Annotated in this window: 19 protein-coding genes; 8 read left to right on the plus strand and 11 right to left on the minus strand. The window is 65.7% G+C overall.

The genetic code is table 11. The annotated features are described in order from the left end of the window. Positions 1-12: 12 nt before the first annotated feature. Both RAD16_RS37180 and RAD16_RS37185 read right to left on the minus strand, forming a co-directional pair. Entirely contained in the window at positions 13-768 is a 756-nt protein-coding gene (locus RAD16_RS37180) for an SDR family oxidoreductase (protein WP_458162833.1), read from the minus strand. Positions 769-1,082: 314 nt separating this feature from the next. Continuing rightward, a complete protein-coding gene (locus RAD16_RS37185; RefSeq protein ID WP_458162888.1) occupies positions 1,083-3,803 on the minus strand; it encodes a bifunctional diguanylate cyclase/phosphodiesterase in 2,721 nt (906 codons plus the stop codon). A 180-nt stretch (positions 3,804-3,983) separates the two neighbouring features. On the opposite strand from RAD16_RS37185, the gene RAD16_RS37190 reads away from it, so the two are divergent. After that, positions 3,984-4,148: a Flp family type IVb pilin gene (locus RAD16_RS37190; RefSeq protein ID WP_458162834.1), complete on the plus strand. Its 165-nt coding sequence runs from the start codon at positions 3,984-3,986 to the stop codon at positions 4,146-4,148. On the opposite strand, the gene RAD16_RS37195 is transcribed toward RAD16_RS37190, so the two are convergent. After that, positions 4,129-5,382: an MFS transporter gene (locus RAD16_RS37195; RefSeq protein ID WP_458162835.1), complete on the minus strand. Its 1,254-nt coding sequence runs from the start codon at positions 5,380-5,382 to the stop codon at positions 4,129-4,131. The genes RAD16_RS37190 and RAD16_RS37195 overlap by 20 nt on opposite strands. Then, the gene (locus RAD16_RS37200; protein ID WP_458162836.1) at positions 5,379-6,803 is read right to left on the minus strand and encodes an amidase; all 1,425 of its coding nucleotides are present in this window, start codon (positions 6,801-6,803) and stop codon (positions 5,379-5,381) included. Before RAD16_RS37200 ends, RAD16_RS37195 begins: the two co-directional genes overlap by 4 nt. Positions 6,804-6,884: 81 nt before the next feature. Between RAD16_RS37200 and RAD16_RS37205 the strand changes: the two genes are divergently transcribed. Beyond that, the gene (locus tag RAD16_RS37205) at positions 6,885-7,529 is read left to right on the plus strand and encodes a CGNR zinc finger domain-containing protein (RefSeq protein ID WP_458162837.1); all 645 of its coding nucleotides are present in this window, start codon (positions 6,885-6,887) and stop codon (positions 7,527-7,529) included. A gap of 1 nt (position 7,530) precedes the next feature. Here the strand turns inward: RAD16_RS37205 and moaC are convergent, their stop codons facing one another. Genes moaC through RAD16_RS37225 form a run of 4 tightly spaced genes read right to left on the minus strand, consistent with a single transcriptional unit; the run spans position 7,531 to position 11,788 of the window. Beyond that, positions 7,531-8,031 carry a cyclic pyranopterin monophosphate synthase MoaC gene (gene moaC, locus RAD16_RS37210; RefSeq protein WP_458162838.1) on the minus strand — a complete coding sequence of 167 codons (501 nt, stop codon included), beginning with the start codon at positions 8,029-8,031 and terminating at the stop codon, positions 7,531-7,533. Position 8,032: 1 nt separating this feature from the next. Then, positions 8,033-8,854, minus strand: coding sequence for an indole-3-glycerol phosphate synthase TrpC (trpC, locus tag RAD16_RS37215; protein WP_458162839.1), 822 nt, complete (start codon positions 8,852-8,854; stop codon positions 8,033-8,035). A gap of 7 nt (positions 8,855-8,861) precedes the next feature. Continuing rightward, entirely contained in the window at positions 8,862-9,875 is a 1,014-nt protein-coding gene (gene trpD / locus RAD16_RS37220) for an anthranilate phosphoribosyltransferase (RefSeq protein ID WP_458162840.1), read from the minus strand. Between the two features lie 14 nt (positions 9,876-9,889). Beyond that, positions 9,890-11,788 (minus strand): SurA N-terminal domain-containing protein, encoded by a 1,899-nt coding sequence (locus RAD16_RS37225; RefSeq protein WP_458162841.1) that lies wholly within the window; start codon positions 11,786-11,788, stop codon positions 9,890-9,892. 276 nt (positions 11,789-12,064) lie between these two features. Between RAD16_RS37225 and tpiA the strand changes: the two genes are divergently transcribed. From tpiA to RAD16_RS37240, 3 genes are all read left to right on the plus strand, one after another. Further along, complete coding sequence (gene tpiA, locus RAD16_RS37230) at positions 12,065-12,820, plus strand: triose-phosphate isomerase (protein ID WP_458162842.1); 756 nt, start codon at positions 12,065-12,067, stop codon at positions 12,818-12,820. A 139-nt stretch (positions 12,821-12,959) separates the two neighbouring features. Then, a complete protein-coding gene (gene secG, locus RAD16_RS37235) occupies positions 12,960-13,346 on the plus strand; it encodes a preprotein translocase subunit SecG (RefSeq protein WP_326897273.1) in 387 nt (128 codons plus the stop codon). Positions 13,347-13,512: 166 nt separating this feature from the next. Beyond that, positions 13,513-15,144 (plus strand): CTP synthase, encoded by a 1,632-nt coding sequence (locus RAD16_RS37240; RefSeq protein WP_458162843.1) that lies wholly within the window; start codon positions 13,513-13,515, stop codon positions 15,142-15,144. 4 nt (positions 15,145-15,148) lie between these two features. Here RAD16_RS37240 and RAD16_RS37245 read toward each other — a convergent pair whose 3' ends face one another. The 3 genes from RAD16_RS37245 to RAD16_RS37255 form a co-directional block, all read right to left on the minus strand. Continuing rightward, a complete protein-coding gene (locus RAD16_RS37245; protein ID WP_458162844.1) occupies positions 15,149-15,811 on the minus strand; it encodes a class I SAM-dependent methyltransferase in 663 nt (220 codons plus the stop codon). A gap of 111 nt (positions 15,812-15,922) precedes the next feature. Beyond that, the gene (locus tag RAD16_RS37250) at positions 15,923-17,299 is read right to left on the minus strand and encodes a sensor histidine kinase (RefSeq protein WP_458162845.1); all 1,377 of its coding nucleotides are present in this window, start codon (positions 17,297-17,299) and stop codon (positions 15,923-15,925) included. Continuing rightward, a complete protein-coding gene (locus RAD16_RS37255) occupies positions 17,296-17,970 on the minus strand; it encodes a response regulator transcription factor (RefSeq protein WP_458162846.1) in 675 nt (224 codons plus the stop codon). Before RAD16_RS37255 ends, RAD16_RS37250 begins: the two co-directional genes overlap by 4 nt. Positions 17,971-18,168: 198 nt before the next feature. Here RAD16_RS37255 and RAD16_RS37260 point away from each other — a divergent pair, with 198 nt between their 5' ends. The 3 genes from RAD16_RS37260 (at position 18,169) to RAD16_RS37270 (ending at position 20,684) form a co-directional block, all read left to right on the plus strand. Then, positions 18,169-18,495: an NIPSNAP family protein gene (locus RAD16_RS37260; protein ID WP_458162847.1), complete on the plus strand. Its 327-nt coding sequence runs from the start codon at positions 18,169-18,171 to the stop codon at positions 18,493-18,495. 126 nt (positions 18,496-18,621) lie between these two features. Next, entirely contained in the window at positions 18,622-19,473 is an 852-nt protein-coding gene (kdsA, locus tag RAD16_RS37265; RefSeq protein WP_458162848.1) for a 3-deoxy-8-phosphooctulonate synthase, read from the plus strand. Next, on the plus strand, positions 19,473-20,684 hold the full coding sequence (locus tag RAD16_RS37270) for an MFS transporter (RefSeq protein WP_458162849.1): 1,212 nt from the start codon (positions 19,473-19,475) through the stop codon (positions 20,682-20,684). The genes kdsA and RAD16_RS37270 overlap by 1 nt, the downstream gene beginning before the upstream one ends. Positions 20,685-20,824 lie beyond the last annotated feature (140 nt).

Genomic DNA, 20,824 nt, shown 5'->3' on the forward strand with positions numbered 1-20,824 from the left:
TTGGGCGCAGGCTCAGCTCGGGTTCATGGCCGCGAAGGTCGCCTCGTAGCGGCCGTCGCGCTCGGCCCAGCGGCGCGCGCGGTCGCGCTCGACCAGAACTTCGTCGCGGGGATGAACGCGCAGCTCCAGCAATTGCATGACCTCCGCAATGTAGGCGGCCAGCGGCATCGCACGCGCATCGCCGGCCTGCTGCGTGCCTGTCAGTTCGGTCTGTACGTAGGGCGGCGCCAGCTCCAGCACCTCGACCGGAATCTTGCGAAGCTGGTGCCGCAGTGACTGCAGCCAGGAATGCAGGAACGCCTTGCTGGCGCAGTAGGCCGGGAAGTCGGCCCGCGGCACGAAAGCAAGGTTTGAGCTGGTCGCGATGATCGTGGCGTTAGGCTGTCCCTTCAGCAGCGGCAGGAACGCGGCCGTCACGCGCAATACGCCAAGAATGTTGGTCTCGACGATCGCTTCCGCATCCGACGCATCCCAGCCGTCCGCAGCCATGTCCTCCGGCCGCGAGATGCCGGCATTGGCGATCAGCACGTTGAGCTCGGGGAAGCGTTGGCGCACCTCGGTCGCGAGGCGCGGCAGGCTCGAGGGATCGTCGAGGTCGAGCGGCAGGCCGATCAGTTCAGGGCGTTCAGCCGTGATCTGATCGAGCAGGGCCCGCCGTCGCCCGGTGACGATGACGCGGTTGCCGTGGTCGTGGAAAGCTTCAGCCAGCGCGCGGCCGATGCCGCTGGTCGCACCGGTGATGAGGATCGTGTTGCCAGTCATCTTCATGATTGCCTCTCAGGGGAGTTGGAGGCCACGGCAACCGGCGAAATCCCGGCGGCGAGCATCTCGACCAGACAGCCGACATCCGGGCGCGGTCGAGCCGCGCCGGAGCAAAGTCTTGAATGAGGGAGCGTCCGCAGACAGGGGGTGCGATGGGCATGACCGTGGCGTCTCGTGAATCGAGATCTCCCAGCCGGGATCCTCTCGACAAAGGACGCGTTGGATGACGGTAACGCCTACGGCAGCCGCATCGCGGCGGCTGCAAGTGCTGAAATACTTTGGCTTGATGTCACCGTCAAGCGCGAGCCGGGGCCGGAGACCTAGCTCGCCTCGCGGCGTCGCCTTTCGTCGCCTTCGCGCTGGGCGAGGCGGCTGCGGTGCAGCGCGAACAGCTCCAGCACCTTGTCGGCCGGCTTTGCGGCGCTGAACAGATAGCCCTGCATCTCGGAGCAGCCGAGTGCGCGGAGCAGGCGCTGCTGCTCCTCGGTCTCGACGCCCTCGGCGGTAGTGGTCATACGCCGGGCAGCTGCGAGACTGACGACGGCCTGGACGATGCTGGCCGAGCCGTCGGGGCCGGCGATGTCGTTGACGAAGCAGCGGTCGATCTTGATCTTGTCGAACGGGAAGCGGTGCAGGTAGCTCAGCGAGGAATAGCCCGTGCCGAAATCGTCGAGCGCGATGCGCACGCCGATGGCGCGGAGCTGGTGCAGGATCGCAAGCGCGGTGTCGTCGTCGCGGATCAGCACGGCTTCGGTGATCTCGAGCTCGAGCCGGCTCGCCGGCAGATTGGAGGCGGCCAGCGCCGCCATGATCTTCAGCGCCAGCGTGCCGCTCTTGAACTGCACGGGCGAGACGTTGACGGCGAGACGGATGTCGTCGGGCCAGTTCGCGGCGTCCCGGCAGGCGGTTGCCAGCACCCATTCGCCGATCTCATTGATCAGGCCGGTGTCTTCGGCGATCGGGATGAACTCGGCCGGCGAGACCATGCCGCGCTCGGGATGACGCCAGCGCACCAGTGCCTCGCAGCCGGTGATGCGGTCGTCCTTCAGGGCGAGGCAGGGCTGGTAATAGACCTCGAGCCCGCCATGTGCGATGGCGTGGCGCAGGTCGATCTCGAGCTGGCGCCGCTCGCGGACCTTGGCGTCCATCTCCGGCTCGAAGAAGCGATAGGTGCGGCGTCCGGCGGCCTTGGCGGCATACATCGCCATGTCCGCGTTCTTCAGGATCTGGTCCAGCGCGGCGCCGTGTCGCGGCGCCAGCGCGATGCCGATGCTGGCGTCCGTGGTCAGATGATGGCCCATGCAGTCGAACGGCGTGCGGACGGCCTGGAAGACCCGCGCGACCAGCTCGTTGATCTGCTCCAGGGAGGTCACCGCGCTCTGCACGATGGCAAATTCGTCGCCGCCGAGCCGGGCCACGAAATCCGTCGGCCCCGCGCAGAAGCTGAGCTTCGCTGCGACCGACTTCAGCAGCTCGTCGCCGACGAGGTGACCGAGTGCGTCGTTGACGCCCTTGAACTCGTCGATGTCGATGTAATGCACCGCGATCTCTTCGCCGCCGGCGATGGATGCCAGTTCCTGCCGCAGATGCTCGTGGAACATGGCGCGGTTGGGCAGGTCGGTCAGCGCGTCGTAATGGGCGAGGTGGGTGATGCGCTCCTCGATGCGCCTGCGCTCGGTGACGTCCTCGTGCGTCGCCACCCAACCGCCGTCCGTGAGCGGCTCGTTGAGGATGTGAATCGAGCGCCCGTCGGAGGTGTCGACCACCATGGAATTGCGCAGATGGATGTCGCGCAGCACGCGCTCGACATACTGATCGATATCGCCGGTGAACGAGCCGGTGGTCTTGCGATGGGCGATGATGTCGTGGAAGCTGGCGCCGGGCTTCACCACCTCCGCCGACAGGCCGTACATCTCGATGTAGCGCTGGTTGCAGATCACCAGCCGCCGCTCAGCGTCGAACAGCAGAAGGCCCTGGGTCATGTTGTTGACGGCGCGGTCCAGCCGCTGCTTTTCCAGCGTCAGCCGTTCCCGCGAGAGACGGTGCTGCTCCAGCAGCTTGCGCACGATTGCGATCAGGACGCCGGCGATGGCGAGCGCGGAAGAGGCCGCGACCGAGATCAGGATGCCGATCTGCTCGCGCCAGTCTGTCAGCGCCGCAGCGCGCGTCGTGGTCGCCATCATCAGGATCGGGAAGTGGGGCAGGGCGTGCGAGGAGATCAGCCGGTCTTCGCCGTCGACCGGGCTCATGAAGCGTCCGGCGAAATGGTCGAGCCCGAACACCCGCTGATGCTCGAACGGGCCATTTTTGAAATTCCGGCCCATCAACTCGCTGGCATGCGGATAGCGTGCGAGCAGCGTGCCGTCACGGTGCAGCATCGAGATCGTCGCGCCCTCGCCGAGCACGACGGTCTCGAAGAACTTCTCGAAATTGGCCGGCTCGATGCCGCGTCCGACCACGCCGAGGAATTCGCGGTTCGGCCCCAGGATCCTGCGGACGATCAAGATGGTCCAGGCGCCGGAAATGCGGCTGTGCACCGGCTCGATCAGGACGTCGGGCGCGTTGGGGTCGTAGCGGAAGGTGCGGAAATAGGGGCGATCGGCGACGTTGACCTTCGGGGCCGGCCACGCCGTTGACGAGTTGATCACATTGCCGTCGGCGTCGATGACGTTGACGCCGCCCATATACGGCAGCGCCTCGATCTTCGAGCGCAGCAGCCGGTGGATGTCCTGGCCTGAAAGGCGCTTGCGATAGTCGTCAGGGCTGGCAATGCCGGTCGCATGGACGTGGTCGACGAAATCCTTCTGGATGACCGCGAAATCCTGCAATTGCTGATCGAAATGATGGGCCAGCATCAGCACGGTGTTTTCCAGCTCGCGGCCGGAGTTGCGCAGCGCGCGCTCGCGGAAATTCTGCGCCATCAACACGGCGCCGACGGCGATCGCGGCGATCAGGAGCGTGCCGCCCACGACCAGCCAGCGGATCGGGCCGCTGCGCACGAAGGCCTGGTCGAAAAGGCGACTGCCGTATTGCATCATCATGTCGATCGTTGCCGCATACACGCCAGGATCGATTCTGGATCCTCAAGACATCCGTTGGTTTACGGGAACGATGTGGAGGCGGCGTTAGCAAGTGCGGTTAACGCGACATGAACGATCACACACAAAAGCAATCGGTGCGCGGGATGCAAGGCGTGCAGGAATTGCCGCGAGCTCTGCACGATGCCGGTCAATTCCTGCCGGTTTTGCGATGATAAACCAAGGCTTAACCATCTAAGTTGCGGGCTGATCGCCGCAGGCATCGCGCTTGCGATCATCGCCGTCGTCAACAACCTCGGCTCGACGCTGAAGCTGAAATTCGGCTCGATCAGCACGTCGCTGCGCTGACGGAGCGCTTTTCGCTTCGCGTCAATGTCGTCACCACGATCAGCGCCGCGATGATGTTCGTCGCCGCGCTGATCAGGATCGGCAGCGTGTAGCTGTGATTGAGATCGTAAGCGAAACCGGCCGCGCTTGGGCCGATCAGCGTGCCGAAGGCGACGCTGGTGTAGAGGATGCCGATGATGCCGCTGACGTTGCGGCCGCCGAAATAATCCATCACGACAGCCGGCAGCACCGCAACCCAGCCGCCATAGAACACGCCGTAGACGAAGGCGAACACAGCGAGTTGCCAGGCATGGGTCGACACGGCCCAGATCGCGAGTGCGGCCGCCATCCCGACAAACATCAATAGCAGCGCGGAGGTTCGCCCCATGCGATCGGCAAGTCCGCCGAGCAGAAACCGACCAGCGGTGCTACCGATGCCGATCACGCCGAGCAAAAGCGCTGCGGCCGCGGGCGCCACGCCGTGGTCGCCGGCATAAGGAACGAGATGCACGAAGGGTACGAAGACGCCGAACGCGCAGATCAGGCAGGCGACATAGAGCGCGATGAAATTGCGCGAACGCACCGCTTCAGGGACGGACGCGCCGTCCGGACGGTTGGAGCCTGCCGCCAGCGGCGGGTCGCCGTCGGGACCCAGGCCGCGACCGCGTGGATCGTTCTCGATGAGCGACGCCAGACTGGCGCCGACGGCCGCCGCCAGCAGGCCAAGCACAATGTAGGCGCTGCGCCAGCCTAGCGTCCCGATCAGGAGCGTCGCGAGTGGCGGCATCGCCAGCGTACCGACCCCGATCCCGCTGACCGCAAGGCCGGAGGCAAAGCCGCGCCGGCGCACGAACCAGCGTTGCACCGCGCCGATTGCAGGTACGTAGGCGCATCCAACCCCGATCCCGACCCCAAGCCCATAAGCCAGATAGACTTCGACGAGATTGCGCGCAAAGCCGGCGGCAACGAGCCCAAGCCCGGTGAGCAGCATGCCGGTCACCGCCAGCACGCCTGAACCGAAGCGATCGGCGAGCGGGCCGCTGATGATGCCGAGGCCAAAATAGAGAAAGCCCGCGAGCGAGAATACCAGCGAGACCGAGCCGCGCGAGGCGCCGAACTCAAGCTGGAGTGGTGCGAGGAACGCACTGAACGTGTAAGCGGAGCCGAAGCCGACCAGTGTGACCGCGAATGCGCCGGCGACAACGAGCCAGCCGTGGAAAATGCTCCGATGAGCCAGTGTCGATTGAGCAGTCATTGTTGCCTCCCAGAGGTGAGGGACGGATGGCGGCGATGCCAGGACGTTGCGCGCTGGAACGCGGCGCCGGCGCGCAGCAGCGTGGCCTCGTCGAGATGGGCGGCGACGAGCTGGAACGCGATCGGCAGTCCGTCCCTCGATGCACCGCCCGGCAGCGTAATCGTGGGATGACCGGTCATGTCGAACGCGCAGGTGTAGCGCTGCAGTTTCGCGATCAGATCAGGCTGCTCGCCGAGCGTCTGAATCATGGCGAGAGTGACCGGCGGGAACGGGTGGACAGGGATCAGCAGGAGGTCGATGGTCTCGAACAGCGCCGCCACGCGGCCCCGTAGCGCGAGACGCCGCAGCAGAATCTTCTGATAGTCGAGTGCCGAGAGCGCGCGACCAGCCTCGATCACCGAGGCCAGCACCGGGCCATACTCGTTCCTGCGGGCGGGATAGGTCGCCTCGTGCGCGTTCGCGGCTTCCACCGCACAATTCGGCGCCCAGTCGGCAATTGCGTCGGTGACGTCAGGAAATCGGATGTCGACGGAATCAGCGCCGAGCGCACGGAAAACATCCATGACGTCGGCCAACACGCGGCGCGTCGCAACGTCCACGTCGTCGCTGTTCCAGGCGGCGTCCACGCCGATCCGGAGGCCCTGCACGTCCTGTCCTGCTGCGGCAAGATAATCCGCTACTGGCTCGAGCAACGAGGTCGGATCTTTCATGTCGCGTCCGGCGATCACTCCCAGCAGCACGCCGGCATCCGCCGCGCTGCGGCAGATCGGTCCAACGTGGTCGAGCGTTGCAGCCAGCTCGAATGTGCCGTAGCGGCTGACGCGGCCCCAGCTCGGCTTCAGTCCGGTCAGTCCGTTGGCGGCACATGGCCAGCGGATCGAGCCCCCGGTATCGGAGCCGAGCGAGCCAAAGCAAAGTCCGGCGGCTGTGGCGACAGCCGCCCCGCTCGATGAAATGCCCGGCCAGTAATCCGCATTCCAGGGATTTTTCGGCGGCGTCACCGATGGATGGTGATCGGAATATGCGCCCTCGGTAAGCTGCAGCTTGCCGAGCACGACGGCACCCGCGTCCTTGAGCCGGCGCACGACGGTTGCGTCTTCAGGAGGCCGGAAATTGCGATGAAGTGCGGTGCCGGCCGCCGTCGGAACATCCTTTGTCCAGATCAGATCCTTCAGCGCAATCGGCACGCCATGCAACGGGCCCCGATACTTGCCTTGCGCCATTTCCGCGTCTGCAGCCTTCGCCTCTGAGATGGCCGTTTCCGCCATCACGTGAACGTAGCTGCGGAGTTCGGAGTCAATGTTGTTGATGCGGTCGAGCTGCGAGCGCGTAACCTCCAGCGAGGACAGTTGGCGCGCTTTGAGGTGTGCCGCGAGTTCGGTGAGCTCGAGATAGTGCAGGGCGTCGGTCACGGCTCGCATCCTCCGTTTCATTGATCACTATGGCGCTCGATCACACAAGAACGATCGACACCTGTATAAGTACAATACAGGTGTCGATTGTTGTCAACCGGTAAACGTGATTTACTGGTGTCTAGATTTTTTGGAGTTCCGATGTCGAAAGAGTCGCGCAAGTTCAAGGTTCCCGATCCGTTGGCGAACGTCTACGATTTCGCCAACACGCTGGATGTCCGCCATTTCACCCATTTCGGCTTGGCGCACCCGCAGAGCGACGAACTCGCAGGGCCGAAGCAACTGGCGGATTGGATGCAGGATCGCGGCCTTGGTGCCGAGGGCGGGCGGGTCACGTCCGCGATGTTCGAGACCGCGCTGACGCTGCGCGGAGCGTTGCGCGCCTATCTGCAATGCGAGCCGGCCGAACGGCGCCGGAATAGGGACGTTATCAATGCGCTCGGCGACGCGCTGGCGCCGTTTCAATTGCGGGTGGAGCTGCGCGCGGGGCAGGGCGCAATACTGTCGGCAGCGCGCGAAGATGCGCTCGCTGGTCTATCGGCGGTCGCGATCGAGCTTCATGACGCAACCCTTCTGGGATCGCTGGACCGGTTGAAAATGTGTGCGTCGGAGGAGTGCCGCCGGGTGTTTTTCGACCGTTCGAAGCCGGCGACGCGGCGCTGGTGCATGTCGACGCTGTGCGGCAACCGGATGAAAACGCGGGCCTATCGTGAGCGGCAGCGCGAGGCGAAATAGCTCAGGCGCGGTAATGGCCGGACTTGCCGCCGAGCTTCTCGACGAGATGGATGCCCTCGATGCGCACGCCGCGCTCGACCGCCTTGATCATATCGTAGATGGTGAGGCAGGCGACCGAGACGGCGGTGAGCGCCTCCATCTCGACGCCGGTCGGGCCCGTCACCTTCACGCTGGCACGGACGAGGCAGCCGGGCAGCTTTGCGTCCGGCTCGATCTCGACCGTGACCTTCGACAGCGCGAGCGGATGACAGAGCGGAATCAGCTCCGAGGTGCGTTTCGCCGCCATGATGCCGGCGATGCGCGCGGTGCCGAGCACGTCGCCCTTCTTGGCATTGCCCGAGACAATCAGGTCGAGTGTCGCCTTGGTCATGACGACGCGGCCTTCGGCGACCGCAACCCGTTCGGTTGCGGGCTTGTCCGAAACGTCCACCATCCGCGCCTCGCCGGAGGCGCCGATATGGGTGAGGGCAGGGCCGGCTTTCTTGGCGGGCTTGCGCGCCATGTCAGCGCGTACCGGTCGCGCGCGCCGTGGTTTCGCGTGCGAGGAGCGTGCGCGTGGCGGCGGTCACGTCGGTCTGCCGCATCAGGCTTTCGCCGACCAGGAAGGTCGACATGCCGACGCGCTCGAGCCGCGCGAGATCGGCGGGCGTGAAGATGCCGCTCTCGCCGACCATCAGCCGTTCCGAGGGGATCAGCGGCGCCAGTGTCTCGCTGGTCGCGAGCGTGGTCTCGAAGGTGCGCAGGTTGCGATTGTTGACGCCGATCATCGGCGAGCGGAGTTTCAGTGCGCGATCGAGCTCGGCGCGGTCATGGATCTCGATCAGCACGTCCATGCCATAGGCGATCGCTGCGTCTTCGAGATCCCTGGCGGCGGCGTCGTCGAGCGCAGCCATGATGATGAGGATGCAATCGGCGCCATGCGCGCGTGCTTCCGCCACTTGATAGGTGTCGAACAGGAAATCCTTGCGCAGCACCGGCAGGGACGTCGCTGCGCGCGCAGCCACCATGAAGTCGAGATGGCCCTGGAACGAGGGCGTGTCCGTCAGCACGGAGAGGCAGGCGGCGCCACCGGCGTCATAGGCCCTGGCAAGCTGCGGCGGATCGAAATCGGCGCGGATCAGCCCCTTCGACGGCGAGGCCTTCTTGACCTCGGCGATCAGCGCGTAATCGCCGTTGGTGTGCTTGGCCCTGATCGCGCGCACGAAGCCGCGCGGGGCGGGTTGTGCCTTGGCCTTGGCCTCGACGGCGGAGAGCGGCTGCGCGCGCTTGGCGGCAGCGATTTCCTCGCGCTTGTACGCTTCGATCTTGGTCAGGATGTCCGACATGCCAGGCTCAGCCGTTGGAGACTGCGATCAGATGCTTCAGTCGCGCGTTCGCCGCGCCGCTGTCGAGCGATTTCGCTCCGATCGCCACGCCCTCCCTAAGGTCCTTGGCGCGTCCGGCGACAACCAGCGCGGCGGCCGCGTTCATCAGGGCCACGTCGCGATAGGGGCTCGGCTTGCCGCTGAGCACGCTTTGCAGCGCGATCGCATTGGCGTCGGCGTCGCCGCCCTTCAGCGCGCCGGGCTCGCAGCGCGACAGGCCGGCATCCTCCGGCGTCACCTCGAAATTCCGGATCTCGCCATTCTGGAGCGCCGAGACGAAGGTCGGGCCGGTGAGGGTGATCTCGTCGAGACCATCGGAGCCGTGCACCACCCAGGCCGATTCGGAGCCGAGGTTCTTGAGCACCTGCGCCAGCGGCTGCACCCATTGCCGCGAGAACACGCCGACCATCTGTCGCTTCACGCCGGCCGGGTTGGAGAGGGGGCCGAGCAGATTGAAGATCGTGCGCGTCGCGAGCTCGACCCGGGTCGGGCCGACGTTCTTCATCGCGGGATGATGCGCGGGCGCGAACATGAAGCCGATGCCGCATTCGCGCACGCAACGCCCGACCTGCTCGGGCCGGAGGTCGATCTTGACGCCGAGCGAGGCCAGCACGTCGGCTGCGCCCGAGCGCGACGACAGCGCGCGGTTGCCGTGCTTGGCCACCGGCAGGCCGGTGCCGGAGACGATGAAGGAGGCGCAGGTCGAGACGTTGACCGAGCCGGAGCCGTCACCGCCCGTGCCGACGATGTCGACCGCGTCGGCGGGCGCGTCGACCGTGAGCATCTTCGAGCGCATCGCCGAGACCGCGCCGGTGATCTCGTCCACGGTCTCGCCACGGACCCGCAACGCCATCAGCAGGCCACCCATCTGCGAGGGCGTGGCCTCGCCCGACATCATGGCGTCGAAGGCGGACGCTGCTTCCTCACGCGACAGGCTGGCGCCGGTCGCCACTTTTCCAATGATCGATTTCAGGTCGTCCATCGCGTGCTTTCAACTCACTGGTTCGCGCCGGTCACTTGCGCGAAGGCGGCCTGATTAATGGTGGTCCCGATGTCGGTTTCAAGCTTGTTGACGTAGGAGGCGACCTGCTCATCGGTCTGCGCCCGGTCGAGGCTTTCCTTCAGCTTCTTGACCGCGTCGGAGGCGGCGTCGACCGGGGGATCGACGACGTCGGTGACGCGGAAGACGATCACCTCGGCGCCGCCGGTCACCGGCGTCTGTCCGACGCCGTCCTTGGCGGTGCGGAAGGTTGCCGCGACGACGGCGGCCGGCACGCTGGCCGGCGTATCGTCGCGCTTGAAGCCGGTCGCGGTCTCGACCTTGGCGCCGATCGCGGCGGCTTCATCGGCGAGCTTGCCGCCCGCTTCGAGCTTCTGCACGATCTCGGCCGCCTTGGCCTTCAGCTTGGTCGCGATCTGGTCCTGGCGCCACCGCGCCTCGACCTGGTCGCGGACCTCGTCGAGATTGCGGTCGCGCGAGGGCGTGATCGCGAGCACGTCGTACCAGACATAGCCGCCCTTGAACGAGATCGCGTCGTTGTCGACGCCGACGTCGGTATTGAACGCCTGCGACACCACGTCGAGGCCCTGCGGGATGTTGGCGACCGGCTGGCCGTTCGGCGCGCGGCCGGAGCGGTCGACGGCATCGATGGTCACGGCGGTTAGGCCGAGCTTCTGCGCCGCGTCGATCACGCTGGAGCCGCCGCCGCGCTCGTCTTCCATCTTGTCGCGGAGATCGGCGACCTTGACGCGGGCGCGCTCGGTGGCGATCTCGCGCTTGATGTCGCCGGCAAGGCTGGCGTAGTTCGCCTCATTGCCCGGCTCGATCTTGTCGACCTTGACGATCGAGGTGCCGAGCGCGCCCTGGATCGGCTGGCTGATTTCGCCCGCGGGAAGCGCGAAGGCGGCAGCACCGACGGCGGCGTCGAGCGAGGATTTGGTCACGAGCCCAAGGTCGACGTCCGAGGCGCTGAGCCCGCGCTCCTTGCCGAGATCCTCGAACGACATCCCGCCGACGAGACGCTCGCGCGCGGCCTGCGCCTCGGTGGCGTTGGGGAACACGAGCTGCTGGATCTGGCGCTTCTCGGGTGTGCCGAGCCGGTCCTTGCGCTGCTCGAACAGTTTCTTGGCGTCTTCGTCCGAGACCTCGGTCCATTTGCCGATCTCGTCCGGCGAGATCACGACGAAGGAGATTTTGCGGTATTCGGGCGCACGGAACTGGACCTTGTGGTCCTCGAAATAGGCGGCGAGCGCCTCAGGCGACGGCGCCTCGATGGTGCCTGCCTGGGCCGCGTCGAGCCTGACGAACTCGATCGAGCGCTGCTCGTTCTGGAAGCGCGTCAGCACGTCGATCATCGTCTTCGGCGGCTCGAGGCCGGCGCCGATCGTGCCGGTGATCTGCCGGCGCAGCGACACCTTGCGCTGCTCGGACACGTAGCGCTGTTCGGTGTAGCCGAAATTGCGGATCACGGCCTGGAAGCGGTTCGGATCGAAGCTGCCGCTGACGCCCTTGAAGTTGGGGTCGTTCATGATGAACTGGCGGATCTGCTCGTCGGACTGGCCGAGCCCAAGCCGGCGCGCCTCTTCATCGAGGGCGGCTTCCGCGATCGTCTGCTGGAGCACCTGGCGGTCAAGACCGAAGGCGCGCGCCTGGTCCGGCGTCAGCGGGCGGCCGAACTGGCGGCTGATCTGTTGCAGGCGGTCGGTGTAGATCTGCCGGAACTCGTTCAGCGAAATCTCGGTGCGGCCGACCTTGGCCACGGTGGACTGCCCGAAGCCGCGGAAGATGTCGGCGATGCCCCAAATGCCGAAGCTGATGATCAGCACGCCCATCACGATCGCCATGATGGTCTTGCCGACCCAGTTTGATGAGGCCTTGCGCATTCCTCGAAGCATTTGGTCCAACTTGTTTGGCAGGAGGGGAACGGGAGCGCGTCTTAATGCAGATTCCGCAGAAGCGCGTCACCAAATTGATATGCCATCATAAAGTGGCGACTTTCCCCCCGCAACCTCAGGTCAGGCGGCCGCCTGAGACTGCGGTTAAAAGCCCCAAAGCGTTTTCCAGTGACGTGGACCCGGTTCGCGTCAGGAAAACGCGCCAAAACAAGAATCTGGAACTGCCGCGACAGCTCTGCTAGCGCATGCACAAACCTCATTTTGCTGGAAATAGACATGACCGACGCCATCCGACCGCTGATCGCCGGCAATTGGAAAATGAACGGCCTGAAGGCCCAGACTGCCGAATTCGACACCATGCTCAATGGCGCGGCAGACGTCGCCGCCAAGGCCGACCTGCTGGTCTGCCCGCCGGTCACCCTGGTTGCGGCCTTCGCCGACAGGGCGCGGGGCAAGAAGGTCGCGGTGGGGGCCCAGGACTGCCACCCCAAGGCTTCCGGCGCCCATACCGGCGATGTCGCCGCCGAAATGCTGGCGGACGCGGGTGCGACCGCGATCATCGTCGGCCATTCCGAGCGCCGCGCGGACCATGGCGAAAGCGATGCTCTTGTCCGCCAGAAGGCCGAAGCGGCCTGGCGGGCCGGATTGGTCGCGATCGTCTGCATCGGCGAGACGCAAGGCCAGCGCGACGCCGGCCAGACCCTGGACATCCTGCGCGGCCAGCTCAACGGCTCGCTGCCGGACGGCTCGACCGCCGCCAATCTGATCGTCGCCTATGAGCCGGTCTGGGCGATCGGCACTGGCCTCACCCCCACGGCCCAGGATGTTGAGCAAATTCATGGGTTTATCCGCGAGTTCCTGACCTCCCGGTTCAAGGCCGATGGGGCGAAGATGCGAATCCTCTATGGCGGCTCGGTGAAGCCCTCGAACGCGGCCGAACTGATGGCGGTGAAGAACGTCAACGGCGCCCTGGTCGGCGGCGCCAGCCTGAAAGCGGCCGATTTCCTTGCGATCGCGAAGGGCTGCCCCTAGCTAAGCCAAAGCTTTGATCTTGCACTGATCGGGGGTGGCAATACCCCCTCCGATCGTGTAACACCGCGCAACTTCAGGAAAACCCGCGAAGCGCGATCGGCCGCCGTCAGGCGCCGCCCGCTTGTGACGGAAGGATACTATGCAGACCGTTGTCATCGTCATCCACCTCATGATCGTCGCCGTCATGATTGGCGCCGTCCTGCTCCAAAAGTCCGAAGGCGGCGGCTTGGGCATGGGCGGCGGCGCGGGCTTCATGTCGAGCCGCGGCACCGCGAACCTCCTGACGCGGACCACCGCGATTTTGGCTGCGGGCTTCTTCCTCACCAGCATGTTCCTGTCCTGGCACGCGGGCTATAACCGCGCGCCGTCGTCGATCATCGGCACGCCGGCCTCGCAGGGCCAGCCGGCCGGCGGGTCGCCGATCGCACCCCCGACTTCGGGCGGTATCCTGGATTCGCTGAAGAAGGCCGACGAGCAGCAGCAGGCGCCGGCTCCGACCGGTCCGCAGGTGCCTCGCTCGCAATAAAGCAGGGGGGCCATGCAGGGCAGCTTCTACCGTCCTGCATCAAAAATCCCCATCAAGGCACTGTCACCACTCTTAGTTTTGGCTCACCCACAGGCCCGCAAAATCTTTGGGGCGGAATACGAATCGCTTTGGCGAATCGAATTCGAGGGATTAGAGGTTAAGTCCCATGGCGCGGTACATATTCATCACCGGCGGCGTGGTTTCTTCGCTCGGCAAGGGTCTGGCTTCAGCGGCACTGGGTGCCCTGTTGCAAGCCCGGGGCTACAAGGTCCGCCTCCGCAAGCTCGACCCCTATCTCAACCTCGATCCCGGAACGATGTCGCCGTATCAGCACGGCGAAGTGTTCGTGACCGATGACGGCGCGGAGACCGATCTCGATCTCGGTCACTACGAGCGCTTCACCGGGCGGCCTGCGACCAAGCAGGACAACATCACCACGGGTCGCATCTACCAGGACATCATCTCGAAGGAGCGCCGCGGCGATTATCTCGGCGCGACCATTCAGGTGGTTCCGCACGTCACCAATGCGATCAAGGAATTCGTCCTCTCCGGCAACGATGGCTACGACTTCGTGCTGGTCGAGATCGGCGGCACCGTCGGCGACATCGAGGGCCTGCCGTTCTTCGAGGCGATCCGCCAGCTCAAGAACGAGCTGCCGCGCGATCACGCCATCTACATTCACCTCACGCTGCTGCCGTATATCCCGAGCGCCGGCGAATTGAAGACCAAGCCGACGCAGCACTCGGTGAAGGAGCTGCGTTCGATCGGCATTCAGCCGGACATCCTGCTCTGCCGCACCGATCGCGAGATTCCAAAGGAAGAGCGGCGCAAGCTCGGCCTGTTCTGTAATGTGCGCGAGAGCGCCGTGATCGAGGCGCGCGACGCCGACAGCATCTATGCCGTGCCTGAAGCCTATCACGCGGCAGGCCTCGACGACGAAGTGCTCGCCGCCTTCGGCATCGAATCGCGCATCCCGCCGGTGCTCAAGAGCTGGCACCAGATCAACGAGCGCATCCGCAATCCCGAAGGCAACGTCACCATCGCCATCGTCGGCAAATACACCGGCATGAAGGACGCGTATAAGTCGCTGATCGAGGCGCTCTCGCATGGCGGCATCGCCAACAAGGTGAAGGTCAATCTCGACTGGATCGAGAGCGAGATCTTCGAGAAGGAAGATCCGGCGCCGTTCCTCGAGCACGTCAACGGCATCCTGGTGCCCGGCGGCTTCGGCCAGCGCGGCGCCGAAGGCAAGATCCGCGCGGCGCAGTTCGCGCGCGAGCGCGACGTGCCGTATTTCGGCATCTGCTTCGGCATGCAGATGGCGGTGATCGAGGCGGCGCGAAACCTCGTCGGCATCGAAGAGGCCAACTCCACCGAGTTCGGCCCCACCAAGGAGCCGCTGGTCGGCCTGATGACGGAATGGCTGCGCGGCAACGAGCTCGAGAAGCGCTCGCAGGCCGGCGATCTCGGCGGCACGATGCGGCTCGGCGCCTATCCCGCCGCGCTCAATCGCGGCAGCCGCGTCTCGCAGGTCTATGGCGGCGCGACCGAGATCTCCGAGCGCCACCGCCATCGCTACGAGGTCAACACGGCCTACAAAGATCGCCTCGAGCAGCACGGCCTGAAGTTCTCGGGGCTCTCGCCCGACGGCGTGCTGCCTGAAATCGTCGAGTACGAGGATCACCCCTGGTTCATCGGCGTGCAATTCCATCCCGAGCTGAAGTCGCGGCCGTTCGAGCCGCATCCGCTGTTCGCCTCCTTCATCCAGGCGGCGATGGTGCAGAGCCGGCTGGTCTGATCCTCTAAGGTGTCACGGTGAAGTCGTGCTCGCGATGCATTGCGTCGCGAGCGATCGGCGCTGAAGCGTCAGGCGCCCGCGACCCCGCGACGAGGGTCATCTGCGGCCGCCGCGTCAGCTTGTAGACGGCGGCGGGTGGGATATTCAGCATCGCGCGATCGATCAGTGTTGCGCGCAGGCCGAGCCGGTCGAGCACCGGCCGCGGAATCGGACAGCTCATCCCATAGGTGAACTGGTAGAACGCGCCGCCGGGGCGGACGTGACTGAACGCACCGCCGACGATCGAGATCACCTTGCGCGTCGACATGTTGAGCAGGGGCAGGCCGCTCACCACGGCGCCGACGGGCGCGCCGTCGTAGAGGCGCTCCGCCGCAAGCCGCGCCGCGTCCATCCACAGCACGCGTGCACCGGGAAAGCGCATCTGCAGCAGCTTCATGAAGTCCGAGCCGTACTCGATCAGCGTGAGGTCTTCCTCGCGCACACCGCGCTTGAGCAGCTTGTAGGTGAACGCGCCGGTGCCGGGGCCGAGCTCGAGGATCGGGCCGGTCGATGCGCTGACCTCGCGCGTGATCAGATCGGCGAGCGCCGCGCCCGATGGTGCGATCGCGCCGACCCGGCGCGGGGACGACATCCAGGACAGGAAGAACGAGAGAAAATCGTTGGGCATGTGCACTCCGGCATCGTGGTTGCGCCTCGAAAGATCAGAAGCGAGACGGATGCAGTGTTGCGGAGGCGCATTGCGACAGCATTGCGCTGTCAGTCACGGATGCGGATTGATTCAACTCTGTCGCATCGGCGGCAGCGTCATCCTGAAGCAGGCGCCGCCGTCCGGCCCGTCCGCCACCGAGACGTGGCCGCCATGCAGCAGCACGATTTCGCGCACCATGTTGAGGCCGAGGCCGGCGCCGCGATCGAGCGGCGACAGCCGATAGAACGGCTCGAAGATCTGTTCGCGTTGATCGGCCGGGATGCCGGCGCCTTCATCGGTGACCTCGATGCTTGCAGGCCTGCCGACGCGAATGCCGATCGTGCCGCGGCGGGGCCCGTGCTGGATCGCGTTCTGCACGAGATTGGTCAGGGCGCGCTCCAGCGCTGCCGCGTCGCCGATCGTCTCGATCGGTGTCTCCGGCGCGTCGAGCGCCAGCTCGTAGCCGGCGGCAATCGCCAGTGGTGCGAGGTCGGCGGCGACGCTCTGCGCAACCGCGGCGAGATTGACGTTGGTGAAAGGATGGCCGCAGCGGTCGAGCCGCTGGATGTCGAGCAACTGCTCGGCAAGCGTGGCGAGCCGTGCGGCATCTTCCAGCAAGCGGGTCTTATCCGGACCTGCGGCAAGCGATTCCAGCCGCGTGTTCAAAATCGCGATCGGCGTGCGCAGCTCGTGCGCGGCATCGGCGACGAAGCGCTTGTGGCGGGCATAGCCCTGATCGAGCCGTGCCAGCGCGTCGTTGACCGCGCTCACCAGCGGCACGACCTCCAGCGGAATCCGTTCCACCGACAGCCGCGCGCCGCGCTGATGGATGTCGATGCGGCGCGCCTCGTCCGCGGTGGTGTCGAGCCCCCGGAAGGCGCGCTGCACGATCATCGGTGTCGCGATGAAGGTCGCCGTTCCCATCAGGAGCAGGCCGGGCAGGGCGATGCCGAGGAACGCGAGCGATGTCATGAACAGCGCCTTCGCGCCGGTGAGCCGTCCTTGCGTCGCCGTGATGATCTGCACATTGCCGGCGTCGGTCTCGACGCGCTTCAGCCGCGCGGCCGGCTTGCGCGGATCGTCCTCGAACATCTGCCAGCCGAGGCGAGCCTGGCTGATCTGGTCGAGGCCGTTGCCGATCGCAGCGAATTCGGCCGGCACGGCGCCTTCGCTGAGCGAATGTCCCTGCTTGTCGCGGACCAGGAACCAGAGATCCGGCGTTTCGCCGCGCAGCTGCTTCAGCTCGCCGGTCTGGCGCAACATCAGGCCACCTTGCGCGTCGCGCGCGAGCGCGCCCTGCACGACGTCGATGACGCGATCCTCGTCCCGCTCGGCGAGCACGAAGCCGGAGGCGCACAGCCCGGCCAGAACCACAGCAACCAGCGCGATCAGGATCGCGGCCTGGAGTGAGAGCAGGCGCCAGCTCAGCCGCGAGCGCAGGCAATAGGGATCGTCGTGCTTGCTCATGTCAGCTTCTTCAGGAGATAGCCGACGCCGCGAATGCCGTGGATCTCGACGCCGGCATCGGCCTCGGCAAGCTTGCGGCGCAGCCGCGAGATATGGGTGTCCAGCGCATTCGACTGGATCTCGTCGTCGAAATTGTAGACCGCCTCTTCCAGCGCCGAGCGCAGTACGGTGCGGCCCATGCGGCGGAGCAGGGCTTCGAGCACCAGCAGCTCCCGACGCGGCAGCTCGAACGGCTGGCCGTCGATGCTGGCTTCGCGGTGGCCGACATCGAAGGCGAGGCGGCCGGTGCGGATGACTTCGGGGGAGATGCCGGCGGGCCGCCGCAGCACCGCGCGCAGCCTTGCCAGCAATTCCTCGACCGCGAACGGCTTCGCCAGATAGTCATCGGCGCCGCTGTCGAGCCCGGCGATGCGATCGGCGAGCTCGCCGCGCGCGGTCAGGACGATGATCGGCACGCCGTCGGCGCGTGCGCGAAGCTTTGGGATCAAAGCCAGGCCGTCGCCGTCGGGCAACTGGCGGTCGAGCAGCACGGCGGCATGGACGTCGGCGGAAATGGCTTCTTCCGCCTCCGCAAGCGTAGGGGCGTGATCCACCACCATATCGTAGCGCCGCAGTGCCGACGAAAGCGCCGTGGCCATCTCCGCCTCATCCTCGACGAGCAAAATCCGCATGATCCCGATACCTGAACCGCAACTTGACCTTTCTAGCGGCCTGATCATTGCGGCAGCATTGCGGGAAATGGACGCGGCGTGTTGCCGGAAGCTGTCCAGCCATGCGCGAAACGCCACAGGGGGCGGCCGGGCAGGGCTCAAGACAGCCTCATGGCCGATCGCTATAACCGCCGGACCTGTTCAGGGAGGAAAACAACCATGATCTACGAGATGCGCGTCTATCGTTGCGTGCCCGGCCGGCTTCCGGCGCTGCTGAAGCGGTTCGAGACGGTGACGCTGAAGCTGTGGGAAAAGCACGGCATCAAGCAGGCCGGCTTCTTCACCACGCTGATCGGTGAATCGAACCAGGAGCTGACCTATTTCCTGGCCTGGGAGTCGCTTGCCGATCGCGAGGCGAAGTGGGGCAAGTTCATGACCGACCCGGACTGGATGAAAGCGCGTGCCGAGAGCGAGGCGGACGGCCAGATCGTTGGCAACATCGTCAGCCAGCTCCTGACACCGACCGCCTTCTCGTCGGTCAAGTAAGGGATCGCCAGCGCAAGGGCCTCGCAGGGAACCCCGGCGCAACCCTGATATTCGGGGGGCCCGGGGCGAATGGGGTTGATCCGACCCTGATGGTGGCTATGGTCGCGGCGAAACGAGGGATTTGCCTTGAGCTCTTCGACGTCAGCAGCGCCGGTCGTCACTGTCGGAACGGTCAAATTCGGCAATGATCTGCCGATCTCGATCATTGCCGGACCCTGCCAGCTCGAAAGCCGCCAGCATGCGCTGGAGGTCGCCTCCGCGCTGAAGGAGATCGCCGCGCGGCTGAACGTCGGCCTCGTCTACAAGACCTCGTTCGACAAGGCCAACCGCACCAGCGCGTCGGCGGCGCGCGGCCTTGGCCTTGCGCAGTCGCTGCCGATCTTCGCCGAGATCCGATCCTCGCTCGGCCTGCCGGTGCTGACCGACGTGCACGATGCCGCGCAATGCACCGAGGTGGCGCAGGCGGTGGACGTGCTGCAGATTCCGGCCTTCCTGTGCCGGCAGACCGATCTGCTGCTGGCTGCGGCCGCAACCGGCAAGGCCGTCAACGTCAAGAAGGGGCAATTCCTCGCGCCCTGGGACATGACGAATGTCGTGACCAAGATCACCACCGCCAACAATCCCAATGTGCTCGTCACCGAGCGCGGTGCGTCCTTCGGCTACAACACGCTGGTGTCGGACATGCGCGCGCTGCCGATCATGGCACGCACGACCGGCGCGCCCGTGATCTTCGATGCCACCCATTCGGTGCAGCAGCCGGGCGGGAAGGGCGCGTCCTCCGGCGGCGAGCGCGAGTTCGTGCCGGTGCTGGCGCGCGCGGCCGTTGCAGTCGGCGTTGCCGGTGTTTTCATCGAGACCCATCCGGATCCTGACCGCGCGCCTTCCGATGGTCCCAACATGGTGCCGTTGCGCGAGTTCGAAGGGCTGATCCGCACGCTGATGGCGTTCGACGCGGTGACCAAAAGCACGACGCGCTGATGCACCAGCCTGTGACCAGGCCACCCTCCGACCAGAAGTTTCCGCCCGCGATCAACATCATCGCGCTCGCCGGTTTCTCGGCGGCCTTGTCGACGCGGGCGCTCGATCCCGTGCTGCCGCATGTCGCCGAGGATTTCTCGATCAGCATCACCACGGCTGCGAGCATCGCGGCCGGCTTTGCCTTGATCTACGCGCTGGTGCAGCCGGCGATCGGCGCGGCTGCCGATCTGTTCGGCAAGGCGCGGCTGATGACGCTGTGCCTGGCGCTGCTTGGCGTCGCCTGCATTCTGGGCGCGCTCACGACCACGTTCTCGGCCCTGTTCGCGACCCGCATCCTAGCCGGCATTGCCTCCGGCGGTGTGTTTCCCGTGGCGCTCGGCCTGACCGCCGACCTCGTCGCGCCCGCCAAGCGACAGGTCGCGATCGGGCGCACCATGGCGGGGTCGATGACCGGCAATTTGCTCGGTGCATCCGCCTCCGGCATCATCGGCGATTTCATCGGCTGGCGCGGCGTGCTCGTGATCCTCGGCGCGCTTGGCCTGATCGCGGCCGTTGCGGTCGCGGCAGGCTTCCGCGGTGCCGCGCTGACGCCGCCGCCGAAGACCGATTTGAAAACCCTGCGGCAGGGCTACCGCACCATCTTTGCCAATCCCAACACGCGATATTGCTATTCGGCCGTCTTCGTCGAGGGCTGCTGCGTGTTCGGTCTGTTTCCTTTCATCGCGGCGTTCCTGTTCGATCTCGGCGAAAAATCATTGTCGATCGCGGGCATCGTGATCGCCGGTTTTGCGGTCGGCGGCTTGCTCTACACCTTCGCCGTCTCGCGCATGCTGCCGCGGCTCGGCGTCAAGGGCATGATGATCGCCGGCGGTTGCCTCGTGGCGCTGCAGCTCGGCGCGCTCGCATTCGGTCCGGGCTGGAAGCTGCAATTCGCCAGCATGCTCGCGATGGGCTGGGGCTTCTACATGATCCATGGCTGCTTGCAGGTGTTTGCCAGCGAGCTGTCGATCGGGGCGCGCGCGACGGCGATGTCGCTGCATTCGTTCTTCTTCTTCATGGGGCAGACGGTCGGCCCGATCGCCTATGGCCTTGGCCTGCAGCATGGCGGCAAGGTGCCGACGCTGCTCGCGAGCGCGGCGATCATGATGACGCTGGGTCTCGTCTGCGCGCGTTGGCTCAGGTCGCGGGCGCCGGCGGACGCGCGGGCATGACGGAAGTATCGAATTACCGGGCTTCCGTACTTCTCCGGGATAAAACGGTAGCCAACTCCCTTCAATCTTAAATCAAATCTCACCGTTCGCTCCGTAGATTGCCCGCAAACCGCCGAGGCGGCGGCAACATCTGTGGATCA

The organism is Bradyrhizobium sp. 18BD (genome assembly GCF_054185225.1).

What these genes read in the sequence shown, in the direction of transcription:
- RAD16_RS37190 (WP_458162834.1), top strand. Translation starts at nt 3,984, where the DNA reads ATGCCGGTCAATTCCTGCCGGTTTTGCGATGATAAACCAAGGCTTAAC.
- secG (WP_326897273.1), top strand. Translation starts at nt 12,960, where the DNA reads ATGCAGACCGTTGTCATCGTCATCCACCTCATGATCGTCGCCGTCATG.
- trpD (WP_458162840.1), bottom strand. Translation starts at nt 9,875, where the DNA reads ATGGACGACCTGAAATCGATCATTGGAAAAGTGGCGACCGGCGCCAGC.
- RAD16_RS37225 (WP_458162841.1), bottom strand. Translation starts at nt 11,788, where the DNA reads ATGCTTCGAGGAATGCGCAAGGCCTCATCAAACTGGGTCGGCAAGACC.
- RAD16_RS37185 (WP_458162888.1), bottom strand. Translation starts at nt 3,803, where the DNA reads ATGATGATGCAATACGGCAGTCGCCTTTTCGACCAGGCCTTCGTGCGC.
- RAD16_RS37255 (WP_458162846.1), bottom strand. Translation starts at nt 17,970, where the DNA reads ATGCGGATTTTGCTCGTCGAGGATGAGGCGGAGATGGCCACGGCGCTT.
- moaC (WP_458162838.1), bottom strand. Translation starts at nt 8,031, where the DNA reads ATGGCGCGCAAGCCCGCCAAGAAAGCCGGCCCTGCCCTCACCCATATC.
- RAD16_RS37270 (WP_458162849.1), top strand. Translation starts at nt 19,473, where the DNA reads ATGCACCAGCCTGTGACCAGGCCACCCTCCGACCAGAAGTTTCCGCCC.
- RAD16_RS37250 (WP_458162845.1), bottom strand. Translation starts at nt 17,299, where the DNA reads ATGAGCAAGCACGACGATCCCTATTGCCTGCGCTCGCGGCTGAGCTGG.
- RAD16_RS37200 (WP_458162836.1), bottom strand. Translation starts at nt 6,803, where the DNA reads ATGCGAGCCGTGACCGACGCCCTGCACTATCTCGAGCTCACCGAACTC.
- trpC (WP_458162839.1), bottom strand. Translation starts at nt 8,854, where the DNA reads ATGTCGGACATCCTGACCAAGATCGAAGCGTACAAGCGCGAGGAAATC.
- RAD16_RS37245 (WP_458162844.1), bottom strand. Translation starts at nt 15,811, where the DNA reads ATGCCCAACGATTTTCTCTCGTTCTTCCTGTCCTGGATGTCGTCCCCG.
- RAD16_RS37240 (WP_458162843.1), top strand. Translation starts at nt 13,513, where the DNA reads ATGGCGCGGTACATATTCATCACCGGCGGCGTGGTTTCTTCGCTCGGC.
- RAD16_RS37180 (WP_458162833.1), bottom strand. Translation starts at nt 768, where the DNA reads ATGAAGATGACTGGCAACACGATCCTCATCACCGGTGCGACCAGCGGC.
- tpiA (WP_458162842.1), top strand. Translation starts at nt 12,065, where the DNA reads ATGACCGACGCCATCCGACCGCTGATCGCCGGCAATTGGAAAATGAAC.
- RAD16_RS37260 (WP_458162847.1), top strand. Translation starts at nt 18,169, where the DNA reads ATGATCTACGAGATGCGCGTCTATCGTTGCGTGCCCGGCCGGCTTCCG.
- RAD16_RS37195 (WP_458162835.1), bottom strand. Translation starts at nt 5,382, where the DNA reads ATGACTGCTCAATCGACACTGGCTCATCGGAGCATTTTCCACGGCTGG.